Here is a 14,305-nt window from a genome sequence, read left to right as displayed (position 1 = left end):
TCAGTGAATCAGTCCAAACTTGCTAAACGGATAGATCCGTACAAATGCTTTTCCAAGAATATGACTTCTCGGTACTGGGCCAATCACACGGCTGTCACTGCTGTGATTCCGGTTATCTCCCATGCACCAGTATTCATCCTCTCCCAGTGTAATCTCCTGCGCTGCCAGACCGGGATCCTGAATCACTTCTCTTCCATAATCCTCATCCAGAATCTCACCGTTGATATAAATATTTCCTTCTTCATCGATCCGCACTGTCTCTCCAGGTAAACCAATAATACGTTTGATCCAGCGTTTATCCTTCTGATCATCCGGATAAATAACGACAATATCAAACCTTTCCGGATCTGTAAAACGATAAGACAGCTTATCACAGATCAGATTGTCTCTGTCCTGAAGTGTGTCCTCCATCGAATGTCCATCTACCTGTACTCTCTGTCCTACAAATGTGACAATAAACAATGCTGCCAGTATCGCTACTACAAAGCATCCGATCCAGCTTAATATTTCTTTCTTCATTTGTTTCTCCTTTTTCTCGTTTCTGATCATCTGTCAAACCCTCAGTGCTGCTGTTGCCAGAATCGAGCTGAGATTCACCGTTATATGAAACAGAATCGGAGCTAAAATGGAATTCCATCTGTCATACAGTAAAATCATGATCACAGCCATCGGAAATGCAGCCACTGCCTGCCGGAGATTGCCATGATATACGGCAAACATCCCAGCTGCCAGAATGATTGACAACCATCCTTTATTATAATCCTTTAGACGATGATAAACAAGACCTCTGAATAATACTTCTTCCATAATAGGAGCAATCACTCCCACACCAATGATCTGCATCAGTATATTACTTTGAAAAAGTGAATCCTGTGCCGTGCTGACCATTATTTCTTCTTTATCATACAGCTCAAGCAGTGCAAATACTGCGTTCATCACGCCGGTAAGAATCGCATTTACTATCATGGCCAACAGCACTACGAATATTCCATTCCAAATCGTAAATCTGCTTTTCTTTTGCTGTTCATAACCATCTGTTTTCATCATCCACAGATAAATCGGAAGTACCAGCACTGCTGTTATAGTTACGCGAAAGGCTGCATCTGCATGCAGCCCCATCATCTGTACTATATTGATAGCAAAGAAATGGATCACAACCGGTCCCAGTACCCTGGCACCTGCCTGTATGACTTTATCCATTATCAGGACCTCCCAAAATAGAGATCTATGCCATCCGCAATACCATCTGCCATCTTCTGCTGATGTTCTTCTTCTGCCATATAGGCATCGTCTGATTCATTGGACATGAATCCCATCTCTAACACTACTGACGGGATCTCACTCCAGTTCAACAAGATCTGGTTGTCCACATTGTAAAGTCCCTTTGCATTCAGCCCGGTCTCCTCACAATAGGACTGCAGAATAATATCTGCCAATGCATTGCTCTTTTTTATATTACCTGTTCTGTCCTTCCAGTACGGATTCTCATAAGAAGGTGCCATTACTTCTACACCATTCTCTGTGCTGTCTTCTCCTCCATTAGCATGAAGACTGATCAGAATCTGTGCCCCGGAAGCATTCACATTCTTTGCACGCTCCGATTCGCTCAGATCTGATTCCTTATTATCCCTGGTCATATAGACTTCATATCCCCGGTCTTCCAGCTGCTTCTTTAATTTCTCAGCAACAGAAAGATTCAGTTCTGCTTCTGTCAGACCGGATACTGTTCCGCTGGTTCCTTCACTGAACCCTTTTGCCTTTTCTTCTGCGTCCGGTCCTATTGGTTCTTCTTCCTCCAGATCACCGCCTTTTTCCTGATGAGATGCATCAATGGCTACGATGATCTTTTCATCCTGGCTGGCAGCTTTCTCTGTCTCATTCTCCGTCTCTGCTTCCGAAGTTTCTTCCTCTTCTGCAGCTGTTTCTGTTTTTTCTTCTGTCTCTGACTCTGTTTCCGTCTCAGCTTCGGTTTCGTCTTCCTTCTGCTGTTCTGTCGTAGCTTCTGTCTGTGCACTCAGTGCTTCTTTTACTGCCTTTTCGATATAAGCAGCCTTCTGCTCATCCTCTGACAGCATGGCACTGACTGGTACCATACCCGATACGCCAACTGCCAGTGCCGTAAAAAACGCTGCAAATTTTTTCTTTTTCATTCTTCTTTTTGACTCCTGTCCAAACGGACCTCTTATACTAAATTGCATTCGGAACTTCTATCGTAGTTACTGTACAATTTCCATTTACATATTTAAAGTAGAATTTTGCTTCCTTTGTTGCAGAATTCCCATTGCCCTTTTCTGTCTCAGATGTGTTGGTCTCAGATTCCTGTGTTTCTGCCTCGGTCTCTGTCTCAGACTCACTCTCTGCTTCCTGTCCGTCAGTCGGTTCATAAGAGCAGGTATAAGAAAGCGTCATCTCCATACCGATGTAACTTTCTTCTTCTTTTCCCGGATAATATACATCTCCAAAAGTCGGCTTAAAATCACTGAATGTAATACTCTTAACCTTCAGTGTCTTATCCTGAAACAGATTATCATGAATTGCTTTATACAGGTTGTCTTTATTCGCTGCCTGCGTAAACAGACTGCTTAAAGAACTGGCACCTTTTTCCTGCACTGCTGCAGTAAATAATTCATTGATCATTGTCTTGGCCATCTCAGTCATCTGGGTCTGTGCATTTTCCCCTACTACCAGCTGTTCACGTACATCCAAAACCGTAGTGGATGGATCAATCGTTGTCTCATAAGAGTCAAATGGAAGACCATTTACCTGCACTTTGCTGTCCTGTGCTTTCACACCGGTCAGTGCATAGCAGACAGCTCCCGGTGACAGATTCTCATCTTCCTTTACAGAGGATGCATCTGGAGCCACACCATTTACCAGCACCTGGGAACCTACAGGGGCAATCAGCTCCAGATCTATGGTCTTTCCTGCTGCTTCACCATCTATTCCCCACTGGTCAAACAGTCCAAACCGCTTATTGCTCTGCTGCAGCATATTAATGGTCTTGGTAACTTCTTTTCCATCTGCGGTATAAGTAAACTTATATTCCTGTACAAACTGATTATCATTATTCAGAGAGCGTGCTCCTGTCTCTACCTGATAATCAGAGACTCCTATCACATTCTCCACATAACGCTTTGCCACATTCAGTGGATTGCCATTCTTTGTACCATCGACAACAAAGGTAATCGCTGCTGCCACAATGATCACTGCAATGATCCATGCTGCCAACAGTGTATTTCTCTTTTTCCTTTGTCTCCATTTATATTGTTGATTTTCTTTCTCTGCCATACTACGTACCCTCCTAACTTCTCTGGTCTTCCAGCTTCAAAATGACATCCAGGTTTGCCCATTCATAGTCATTTAACATAGAATCCACATTGTCATACCGTGGTACATACCATGTCTTTGTTGCAAAATAATCAATCCATTTCTGTGTCTTAAAGATTCTTCCGTGACGGGCAAAGATCTCGTTTCTCAACTTTGCCAGATCCTCTGAAGACCAGCTGCTGAGCTCATCTGCGGAAATGTAACGGGAATCCACATCATACATCATATAGCTGTCATCATAAGCTCCTGAATTGCTTCCTGACGAACTGCCGCCTGAAGTGCTTCCACTGCCGTCATCGATCGTAATACCAGAAGAACTTCCGCCAGATGAACTGCTTCCCGTGGAGCTGCTTCCGGATGAACTGCTTCCCGTGGAGCTGCTTCCAGATCCGGTGCTGTGATAGCCATCGCCATCCCAGTAACCACCCTGTCCATCATAATATGCTCCATCAGCAGAATAATAACCGCCCCACTGATCATGGTACAGGCCATTGTCATCATAATAGCCGCCTTCGCTTTCATTATAGAACTTTCCATCTGCACTATAGTACTGGCTGGATGAAAAATCTGTAGATGCACCACTTCCTGTGGAAGATCCGTCTCCCGTAGTGGCATCGCTCCGGGTACTGCCATCTGTACTGTCTGTTTCCTGTTCACTTTCTTCGTTTTTATCAGAATTCTTTCCATTTTTCTTATCAGAATCTGACTGTGGCTTTACCGTAAAAGAATCTTTGGTAGCCGCAAATTTTTCTACCGTCATCGGCAATTCGGTTTCTTTTTCATTTATTGCCACTTCGGACCCCTGGCTCTTGGATGCATCTGGATCTACTACGGATAAACCGGCATTGGTCACAAATGCACTTCCACCTGCTGCAAGTACTGTCGCACCTGCTACTGCCAGGATGGTAGTTAATTTCCTCTTATTAGACATTTTTCCTCACCTCTTGGTAAGGATCATAACACATACTGTTTCAATTGTCCATTATTTCTCCCTTTTTCTAAGGAATAAAATTGCCAATAATGCCGTAAATACAACAATTCCAGGCATAATTACCCAGTTTTTCCCTGTGCTTTTTTCTGCCTCCTCTTCTCTTTTTTTGTCTGTCCTATCCATCGCATCAGTCTCCCCCTTTCCCTCTTTTTCTTCTGAAACAGATTCTTTTTTCTGTATTGTAATGTCACTCCCTTTCTTTCGTTCAGGTACCTGCCTGGACTCTCCGATCCAGAATGGTATTTCTCCGGTATCTTTCTGATTTCCTGCTTTATCTACTGCCACAACCCGGAGAGTCTGCCAGTCCTGCGCCTTCTCTAATATGATTTCCTGCTCTTCCTGTGTATTTTCTCTTATCTTTTTCCCGTTCAGCCACACTGTCACTTCCTTCAATGCCAGATTGTCTCTGCACTCCAATACAGCCTTTCTCTCCGACATTTGATAAACGCCTTCTGCTTCCACTCCTGTAAGTAAAATAAATGGCGCACTTTTATCTACCGCAAATTCTATTTTCTGTTTTCCCATACGATTATCCCCGGTATTCCAAGCTCGATCCTCGCTGGCACAGATCAGGTAATACCGTCCTTCTTCCTGAAAGCAGACATCTGATATCGTATAGCAATACTTTTTCCAGGTTCCGTCATTTCCCTCCTTCTTTACGGTATAATCCACTCCCCGTTTCAGTTGTCTGGTTTCCCCCTCATGTCCCAGAAGAATTCCAGATTCCGTCAGATAGTCTACATTTACCTCATAAATTTTAAGGCTGGCCGGACTGGCCACATAGAACTGCTCTGTCTGTTCTCTGGTCACATCATCTATATAATACACGGAACCAAATCTGTTCACCGAAAAATGGATTTCCCTGCTGCTGTGATTTCCGGCCAGATCTTCTGCCTCTGCCTTTAATGTATAGACATCATCCCACTCACGTTTTTCCGGAAGATTTTCCATCTGCAATGCCAGTTCTTCCAGACTTTCTCTGTCTGTCTTGTTCCACACGACTCTCCGCTCTCCATTTTGGAATCCGGTCAGGGTCAGCTTCAGGCTGTCTCTCTTCAGATTCCTATCTTTCATCACACAGACGGGCGTCACTTTTCCATTATTCGCACTGCCGGCTGTGATCTGTTCAAACTGCAGCTCTGGTGCCATCCGATCCATCACAATTTCTCCACTGCACTGATAGCGAACATTTCCTACCATATCCTCCAGCCGGATCCATATCCGGCAACTCCCCTCCCGGTTCAGGAATAGCTGTGTTCCTTTTTTCCAGTTGCTCCGGCTCAGGTAAAGAGCTTCCCCGCTGATGGTCTTTTCCTCTTCAAAAGCTGCATATAGTTCCACATTTTTCACACCGCTTCCATACTCAGTCAGATCGGACACTGCTATCTGCGAATCTCTGTTCAAATAATGTATACCTTCTGCAGATTCTCGCTTTCCATCAAGCAGCAGCCCTGCCTGCGGTGCATCTTTGTCTGTCCTCCAGGAAAAACTGCGTATCTGGGATTGTGCGATGATTTCACCATTTTCATTCTTTCGTGTCAGGACAAACTCCCCACTTCCATCTTCCTGAAGATTGGAAAATAATTTTCCATCTGTAAACCCACTCCCATCTTCTGGCAGAACCTGTATCTGTGCTCCTGCTTTCACCCATAAAGTCCCTGCGGGATCGACCCACATAGCAGAAGGATCCGTACACCGTATTGTATAATCCAGTGTTCCGGTCACCGGAGCCTCTGAAAGAATTACATCTCCGCCTTCTACATTCTCTGTTTCTTCTATATAAAACGTATAATTACCGGTCGGATTGCCGGTTATACTTCCATCTGGATTTTTTCTTACCGTAACTGCATGTCGATAATGAATCGGTTTTCCCTTTTCATACATGGGACTTTCTTTACACAGTATGCTTTCATCTATTTCCAGTTCCGGATAGCAAAAGTCTTCCGGTACTTCCCCATCTGGGCAATCCTGCTCCAGAAATCCGGTAACCTTCACAATCTCTTTCTCTTCAAAGATCAGATTATCCATCGTAACATCGGAATAATAGCTTTTTCTGGCGTTACTGATATGAATGGTAAGCGGTCTTGGCAAAATCTGTACCTCTAATACTTCCTGTGACGGTTCCTGTATTACCTCATATTGTTCACTGCCTGCTCCGGTCAGCGCCACGATCACCTCAACTGGCCATGTTCCTGCATCCGATTCTTGCGTTCTTCCTTCTATCTCGATCTGCATTCCTTCCGGTAGCCCGACCACCTGTGCTTCTACTGCTGCCCGGTCTGTCCCATCGTAATATCGTCTCGGTTCTGTTATTTTCACATTTGACAGAATAATCTGATGTTTTTCTGTTTCCGTTTCAGTCTCTGTTTCCTGCTCTGTATTACTTTCGTCTTCCCATTCGCTTTCCCCTTCTTCTCTGGAGCCTGAGCCGTCCAGATTCTCCTTCTCGCTCTCTTCTTCTGATTCGATTCCTGTCACCCATTCCGATTCGTTCCATATCTGCCCCCTCCAGTCTGTCTGTGTTGCGCCAACCTGATCTGCTGCCAGCACCAGCGATGCCCATATGCCAAATGCTACAACAGTTTCTATTTTCCTCATACCTTTCCTCCTCATCTCCAGCTTTCTGTTGCTTTGTATCACATCTGATATACCCGCTTTATCATTTTTCGAATCTCACTGATATCCTGATCCAGTTCTTTTCCAAGTTCCTGCATACGACCGTGTCTGTTCTGGATCTGGCTTCGTTCTTTTTCTGCCTGTAGCAGTTTTTCTTCTAATTGTGCACTCTGTATGCCACATTCTTTCAATTCCACCATATAATGTTTCCAGGAAGAGAGCATCTCCGACCAGAGCATCAGCCTTGTCATCGTAATCTGCCCCTTGTGAAAGATAAGAAGCTGTTCACAATCATCCCAATAGTCTGAAAATAGCTGTTGTCCTTCTCCTGTTTCATCATATTTTTTCCATTTCTCCCAGTATTCTCCCATCTTTTTATATAACTGGCTTTTTCTCCATAGTTCCGAGTCTGTTCCAGTCTCTTCCGACATCTGCGTTACTTCGGCAAACCATCTGGATGCATAGCGTTTTCCTTCCAGTCCGGTATAAAAATACCAGTAGGTAATTCCACTTTCATAGGCCACCTCCTGCCAGTCTGCCGGACTCTGCTTTAAAATCTCTCTGCAGTTAGCTTCCATGCCCCCCGGTATCTGTTTCCATAGTTTTCGATAATACAGATCCTCCTGTTCATCCATTTCCATATCCTGCTGAAACTGTTCCAGCAGTTTCAAATACCCCTCTTTTCGTTCCGGGTATTTCATAATCAGCTGAACAAACGCCTGCTGCTGTTCTTCTGCACTTAACAGACTGGCCGCCTCCAGCTCACTGTGATACTCCTGTTCTTTGGTATTCCACTGTAATGCACGGACTTCTTTTATGCCCATTCCAGTCAGCAGGCTTCCTGTCAGGATCAGCATAACTGCATAAAACCAACTTTGCAGACTCATTTTTTTCAATTCCTTTTCGGCTTTTTTGATGGAGATTCGCTTCTTTCCTTTGTCCATCAGCTTTAGGGCCAGCTTCCTTAATTTTCTGCTTCCACAGGCCTCCGCCAGCAATTGCATCAATCTTCCATAGCTATAGCCATCCCGTTCTTCCGGATCCATCTTCTGTAATTCGCTTTTCTCTCTGGTGTACTCCTTTGTTCCGGTATATTTTCCGGCACTGCCCTGCCGAATCAGAGATCCCATATCCACCAGCACAATTTGCTTTCTTTGCAGCATCAGATTGTCAGGTTTCAGATCCCCATAGGCAATCGGCGGATTCTGACGATGAAGATACTCCAGTATCTCTCCAATCTGCCTGCACCAGCACATCGCCATTTTCAGTGTTATTTTTCCGCCATTTTCCATGTAGGCCTGCAGATTCATGCCCTCAATATATTCTGACACGATCATCACAGTATCCTCCGTCTCCAGAATATCTGCCACCTCCGGAAGCCCGGGACAATGCAGAGTCTTCCATACTTCTACGCTTTCTCTTGAGAAACAGACTCCCTCTTTTTTCACTTCTTTTATTGCATAAAAACGAAATAACGTCTCCTGAAAAGCCAGATAAACACTGCCTTCCTGTCCCTTTCCCAGTAAACGCAGAATCTTGTATCTGTCGTCAATCCAGGTTCCCGGTTCCAGACCAATTCCTCCCTTCCGGTTATTTACTTGTCATAAATGTGTCCAGAAAATCCTGAGTTACCGCCCCTTCCATAAGCAGCAATGACTCTGAACAATATTTTCTTCATAGATGGAATCAATTGGCGAACGCCATGATATGATTCACAGATTTGAATTGTGTTTATTATAATACAGGATGCAACATTTGTCTATTGTTAATGTTGCACAATGTTTTTCATTGTATCTGATTGTTGGATTTCTTGTATAAAAATCCCCGTGTCCTACAACACGGGGGCAGTTTTTACATTCTCTCCGGTGCATCAAATCCCAGCACGCCGATGCAGCTTTCCAGCACATCGCGGGTCAGTACCAGTAATTTGATCCAGGATGCTTTCTGCTGTGCATCCTCTTCTGATAAGATCTTGGTCTCATGATAAAATCTGTTGAATGCATTGGACAGATCATAAATATAAGAGCAGATCTTATGCGGTGCCATTTCTTCAAATGCACCTTCCATCACGCTGTTAAACTTGCTCAGTTCCAACATCAGTGCCTTTTCACTGGCATTGGCTGCCACACCGATCTGACCGGCCTGACTATCTTCACCTGATGCCTGATATTTGTTCAGAATTGACTTGATACGTACGATGGTATACAGAATATAAGGTCCGGTATTTCCCTCAAAAGAGGTAAAACGATCAATATCAAATACATAATCCTTGGAAGCCTGGTTGGACAGGTCTCCATACTTGATAGCTGCCAGTCCTACAATTCTCGCCGTTTCCTTTGCCTCTTCCGGATCAATCTCATGGTTATCCATGATCTTCTGATACATTTCATCATTGATCTCTTTGATCAGATTTTCCAGACGCATTACTCCACCGTCACGGGTCTTGAACGGCTTACCGTCCTTTCCGTTCATGGTGCCAAATCCCAGCCAGGACAACTTCGTATCATCGCTTACCAGACCTGTCTTTTTGGCGCAACGGAATACCTGAATAAAATGCATCTCCTGACGTTTGTCAGTGACATACTGAATCTGCTCCGGATGATACAGCTTCATACGTTCTACGATCGTAGCCAGATCGGTAGTAGCATACAGGGATGCTCCATCTGACTTCACTATAATACAAGGTGGGATCTCCTTGGTATCTGTATCTTCTTTGACATCTACGACATAGGCACCCTGATCTTCATGGGCAAAACCCTCATCCTTCATCTTCTGAACCATGTCCGGAATATAAGGCTGTGCATCTGATTCTCCCTTCCACAGATCAAAAGATACATCCAGCTTACCATAGTTCTTCTTCAGGTCTGTTACAGAAACCTTCATAATGTGATCCCAGAGGGCACGATATCCAGGTTTTCCAATCTGCAGCTGGCGTGTTGCTTCCAGTGCCTCTTCCTTATAACTTTCATCCTCTTTGGACTTCTTGCTGGCGGTCGGATAGATCTCTTCCAGATCACTGATGGTAAATGGCGCTTCTTCTGGATATTCTCCAGTATAATCATCCTGGAAATAGACCAGATCCGGCTGACGCTTCTGTAATTCCGTAATGATCAGTCCCATCTGCAGACCCCAGTCTCCCAGATGCACATCCCCGATGACTTTATGTCCCATGAAACGTCCCATTCTCTTTAAGCTTTCACCAATGATTGCAGAACGTAAATGTCCTACATGAAGCGGCTTGGCCACATTGGCTCCGCCGTAATCGATCACGATGGTCTTAGGTTCTTTTGCCTTTTCCACAGACAAATCTTCATCCGCCTGCATCTTACGCAGATAATCTGCCAGATAAGCACCTGACAGTTTCATATTGATAAATCCCGGATTCACGGCTGTGACTTTCTCAAACATAGTGCTTTCTGCCAGATTCGCTACAACATCATTGGCAATCATAATCGGCGCTTTTTTATACTGCTTCGCAGCCGCCATGGCGCCGTTGCACTGGTACTCACACAGGTCCGGGCGATTGGACAGGGACACTCTTGCAAGGGATGCATCGTATCCGGCTTTTTCAAATGCCGGAACCAGCTCCTGGGCAATCAGATCTAACAGTTTTTTCATCTCAACTTCCTCGTTTCTTACTTCTCAATTTACACGTTTTGTTATTAATTATACGTAACTGTTCAGAACTCACTGTGAAGATACTGAACAGTTACGATTATACTGGTAAATGTGAGGATTTTCAATAGTCGTTTTATATCCGGTTTACTGAATCACGGATAAAAGCTTTACAGTCCACATAGGCAATACTGCTCTCTGCCTCTGCTTTTTCATCCTGCTTCATCAGTTCAATGATAATCTCACTGGCCCGGTAACCAATATCATGTAGTGGCAGTCCCATCGTAGTCAGCGGAGGCTTCTCGTATCCGGCCATTTCCCGGTTATCATATCCCACTACTGCAATATCTTTTCCGACTTTTCGTTTTCGCTCATCCAGCCGGTCATAGGCTCCACCAGCCATAAAGTCATTCATGCAGAAAATTGCCGTCACATTTTTTTCCAGCAGATAGTCCGTATTACGATACCCACTTGGTCTCTCCCAGTCTCCATAGACTACCAGATCAGGATCATACAGTACATTGCCTTCAAACAATGCTCTTTGATAGCCCTCCAGTCTGGAACGGGTATGCATACTGTCTTTTTTTCCCGCAATGACTCCAATCCTGCGATGTCCCATAGAGATCAGATACTTCACCAGCTCCCTGGCTCCCTGCTCATCGGATACCATCACAGACGGAATCCCTTTTTGCGTCGTATAACTGTAAGCTACCACCATTGGCACCGGAAGCTGTTGTGGCAGAACGTTAATCAGCCGCTCATGAGCGGCTACATAAATAATCCCTTCCACCTGTTTGGACAGAAGCTTGTATATTTCTCTCTGTACAATAGCTCCATATCGGTCACTTTGATAGTAGGTATCCTCAAATTTTTTATAAAGTCTCAGATTCACCAGCAGAATCTGATAATCTTCTTTCTCACAGTACTCTGTGATGCCATCAATGATATCTGGCAGGGCAAAAACCGTCATATCTTCTGCAATCACTCCGATACACCGGCTATTCTTTGTTTTCAGATTCTTTGCCACAGAATTCGGGGTATAATTCATCTCTTCGATCACTTTCTGTACCCGGATTCGCGTTTCTTCACTGACCTTTCCCTTCTCGTTGATGATATTCGAGACAGTTGCCACGGATACTCCGCTTATCTTAGCTATTTCCTTTATCGTAGGCATCCTGCATTCTCCTTATCTCTTTTTACTTTTGCATAAATGCACTTTTCATCTTAAAAGGCAGCAAATACCTGCCATTTATCATGTATGGTACTGCTGCCTGTCTATTATCCGTCAATTACTTTTGATTATACTCCAATCCTGATGTAATGTCTATGAGTATATCATCTTCTCCTTTTTCCATTCTCTAATGCCATTACTTACTCTTTCACTGCACCGGCAGTCATTCCACCTATGATTCTATTTGTCAGGAAAACATATACAATGCAAGTGGCTCGTATTCCAGTCCCTGCCCTGCTGCAATGGTGTAGAATAATCTTTTCGCTGACTCGCTTTACATAAGATCCAAACAGGCTGTCTGTAATGCGAATATCCTTCCATCTGATTTTTTCTCTTTCCTGTCTCATGATCCCCTCCGCCGTGTTATGGTAGATTGTTAAACGATTTAATCATTGTATTTTCTATGTTTTTTGAATGATAAAATCATTTTTTTCATTATTTCTTTCTTTTGGTTAATCGTTTTTCCTTTTGTTTGCTTTCATCCAACATTCCTGTTCACTCCATACAAGGCTGCATGATTCTCAATGCACAGAAATCTTGACGCTATCCGATTCAGAATTTATAATGAACCTGATATTAAAATCAAACGTCAGAAAGGGAGTGTGTTTCCTTATGGAATATACGAAGGTTTTTGATTACCGTTGTCCGACCGATGCTTCAAAAGCAAAGCATTCTGTCACCTTCACGAAAGGCAGCTGCAGCCGATATCCGGAGGATATCATGACCAGCTTTGTCTGCAGCCGCAATTCTGCCTGCAGCAAATGCGCCGAGAATTATCGAGACTAACGACCATACCAGTATCCGATCATTTACAACTATCATCTATACAAGGATCTTATATGCCAGAACAAAAGAAAAAAACATCAGGAACTTCTGCCAGTAATAAATCGAAAACGAATACCCGCCGTAGCACCCGAAAATCAGCCGATGCTACAACAGATGCCGGCAGCTCAAAGAAACGCCAACGCTCCGGCAGCCAATCATCTGCTTCCCACAGGAAACGCTCCCAGCTTTCCCGGGCGCAGGAAGTCAAACGCCTGAAGATATTGATCGCTGCTGTCACTGCTGCCGTCCTGATCATCGGCGGTCTGCTGATACACCGTCTTCTCTTTCCCATCAACAAAGGGTCTCTGAACGGTGTCAGTGACGAGGTTCTACAATACCAGGCTTCCATGGAAAAAGCCTGCAAGGCTGCAGGCATTTCTCAGTTTTCCACTGTTATGCTGGCTATGATGCAACAGGAAAGTTCCGGTCTGGGTACGGATGTTTTACAGTGTTCCGAATGTCCGTTTAATACGGAATATGACAACAGTCCAAATGCTATCACCGATCCAGAATATTCTATTCAGGTGGGTGCTGAATATTTTGCCTACTGTCTGAAGGAAGCCGGATGTAAAAGAATAAAAAATACAGAGCGGTTAAAAATCGCTCTGCAGGATTATAATTTTGGTAACAGCTATGCTGCCTGGGTTCTGGAAAATTACGGAAGCTATACCGTAGAAAATGCCACAGAATTCTCTCTGATGATGCAGGAAGCTCTGGGATGGAGCAGCTACGGAGATCCGGAATATGTAGAGCATGTGCTGCGCTATTATGTTGAGCCCTGATCTCAGAAGTCAAAGAAAAAGTCCATGACCTTCGGCCATGGACTTCTTTTTCTATTTCAGTCTACGCAAAGCCATCACTGCATCATCGATATATGGATTCACAGCCTGGGCGAAGCTTCCATCTGCCATCCGTGCAAATTCCGGATCAATTGGCATCTTGCCAAGCACCTGCGTTCCGAGCTCTTTTGCAATCTCATCAATATGGCTTTCTCCAAAAACAGAGATCTTCTTTCCACAATCCGGACAGGACAGATAGCTGTAGTTCTCCACAATTCCCAGTACCGGAATATTCATAGTTACCGCCATATTATAGGCTTTCTTCACGATCATGCGTACCAGATCCTGAGGCGAAGATACAATCACAATTCCTTCTACAGGAAGAGACTGGAATACTGTCAACGGAACATCACCGGTTCCTGGAGGCATATCCACCAGAAGATAATCCAGTTCGCCCCAGATTACATCACTCCAGAACTGTTTGACCATTCCCGCAATCACCGGTCCTCTCCAGATAACTGGAGATTCCTCATTTGGCATTAACAGATTGATAGAAATCACTTTGATATCATTGTCTGTGATAGCCGGATAAATTCCCTGGTCATCTGCCACCGCACGCTGATGCAGCCCATACATTTTTGGAATGGATGGGCCGGTGATATCTGCATCCATAATGCCGACACGATATCCCCTGGACGCCAGCTGATTGGCCAGAGACGCAGTCACCATAGATTTACCAACGCCACCTTTTCCACTGACTACACCAATTACATGTTTTATATCTGAAAATGCATTCATATCCACCAGGAAACTCTGTGGATTCTGTTTACTTGGACATCCCTCACAACTTGATTTTGAGCAACTGGATGCACTGCTGCATGTTGAATTCTCTGCCATATTATCCCTCACTTTATTATTTTA

13 protein-coding genes are annotated in these 14,305 nt (G+C 44.2%); 2 read left to right on the top strand and 11 right to left on the bottom strand.

Features of this window, described 5'->3' with window-relative positions; translation table 11 throughout:
* From lepB to OCV47_RS02625, 10 genes are all read right to left on the bottom strand, one after another.
* Complete coding sequence (gene lepB, locus OCV47_RS02670) at window positions 1-519, bottom strand: signal peptidase I (protein WP_256298651.1); 519 nt, start codon at window positions 517-519, stop codon at window positions 1-3.
* A 33-nt stretch (window positions 520-552) separates the two neighbouring features.
* The gene (locus tag OCV47_RS02665) at window positions 553-1,200 is read right to left on the bottom strand and encodes a CPBP family intramembrane glutamic endopeptidase (protein ID WP_262653564.1); all 648 of its coding nucleotides are present in this window, start codon (window positions 1,198-1,200) and stop codon (window positions 553-555) included.
* Window positions 1,201-1,202: 2 nt separating this feature from the next.
* Complete coding sequence (locus OCV47_RS02660; RefSeq protein WP_262653563.1) at window positions 1,203-2,150, bottom strand: N-acetylmuramoyl-L-alanine amidase family protein; 948 nt, start codon at window positions 2,148-2,150, stop codon at window positions 1,203-1,205.
* A gap of 37 nt (window positions 2,151-2,187) precedes the next feature.
* Window positions 2,188-3,288: a hypothetical protein gene (locus OCV47_RS02655; RefSeq protein ID WP_256298645.1), complete on the bottom strand. Its 1,101-nt coding sequence runs from the start codon at window positions 3,286-3,288 to the stop codon at window positions 2,188-2,190.
* A 13-nt stretch (window positions 3,289-3,301) separates the two neighbouring features.
* Entirely contained in the window at window positions 3,302-4,258 is a 957-nt protein-coding gene (locus OCV47_RS02650; RefSeq protein WP_256298643.1) for a YARHG domain-containing protein, read from the bottom strand.
* A gap of 51 nt (window positions 4,259-4,309) precedes the next feature.
* On the bottom strand, window positions 4,310-6,916 hold the full coding sequence (locus tag OCV47_RS02645; protein ID WP_256298641.1) for a hypothetical protein: 2,607 nt from the start codon (window positions 6,914-6,916) through the stop codon (window positions 4,310-4,312).
* Window positions 6,917-6,954: 38 nt separating this feature from the next.
* Window positions 6,955-8,466 (bottom strand): protein kinase domain-containing protein, encoded by a 1,512-nt coding sequence (locus OCV47_RS02640; RefSeq protein WP_256298735.1) that lies wholly within the window; start codon window positions 8,464-8,466, stop codon window positions 6,955-6,957.
* A 319-nt stretch (window positions 8,467-8,785) separates the two neighbouring features.
* Window positions 8,786-10,552, bottom strand: coding sequence for an arginine--tRNA ligase (argS, locus tag OCV47_RS02635; protein WP_256298635.1), 1,767 nt, complete (start codon window positions 10,550-10,552; stop codon window positions 8,786-8,788).
* 133 nt (window positions 10,553-10,685) lie between these two features.
* Window positions 10,686-11,723: a LacI family DNA-binding transcriptional regulator gene (locus tag OCV47_RS02630; protein ID WP_256298633.1), complete on the bottom strand. Its 1,038-nt coding sequence runs from the start codon at window positions 11,721-11,723 to the stop codon at window positions 10,686-10,688.
* A 197-nt stretch (window positions 11,724-11,920) separates the two neighbouring features.
* Window positions 11,921-12,127, bottom strand: coding sequence for a hypothetical protein (locus OCV47_RS02625; protein WP_262653559.1), 207 nt, complete (start codon window positions 12,125-12,127; stop codon window positions 11,921-11,923).
* A gap of 265 nt (window positions 12,128-12,392) precedes the next feature.
* On the opposite strand from OCV47_RS02625, the gene OCV47_RS02620 reads away from it, so the two are divergent.
* Both OCV47_RS02620 and OCV47_RS02615 read left to right on the top strand, forming a co-directional pair.
* Window positions 12,393-12,566, top strand: a complete 174-nt coding sequence (locus OCV47_RS02620) for a hypothetical protein (RefSeq protein WP_262653556.1) — start codon at window positions 12,393-12,395, stop codon at window positions 12,564-12,566.
* Between the two features lie 53 nt (window positions 12,567-12,619).
* On the top strand, window positions 12,620-13,387 hold the full coding sequence (locus OCV47_RS02615; protein ID WP_262653554.1) for a lysozyme family protein: 768 nt from the start codon (window positions 12,620-12,622) through the stop codon (window positions 13,385-13,387).
* Between the two features lie 51 nt (window positions 13,388-13,438).
* On the opposite strand, the gene OCV47_RS02610 is transcribed toward OCV47_RS02615, so the two are convergent.
* Window positions 13,439-14,281 carry an Mrp/NBP35 family ATP-binding protein gene (locus OCV47_RS02610; RefSeq protein ID WP_256298625.1) on the bottom strand — a complete coding sequence of 281 codons (843 nt, stop codon included), beginning with the start codon at window positions 14,279-14,281 and terminating at the stop codon, window positions 13,439-13,441.
* Window positions 14,282-14,305: the final 24 nt, after the last annotated feature.

The organism is Muricoprocola aceti, assembly GCF_025567005.1.
In the GTDB taxonomy this organism is placed as follows: domain Bacteria; phylum Bacillota; class Clostridia; order Lachnospirales; family Lachnospiraceae; genus Marvinbryantia; species Marvinbryantia aceti.
The sequence above is the reverse complement of the archived record's forward strand: the minus strand, read 5'-3'. Positions and strand labels throughout refer to the sequence as shown.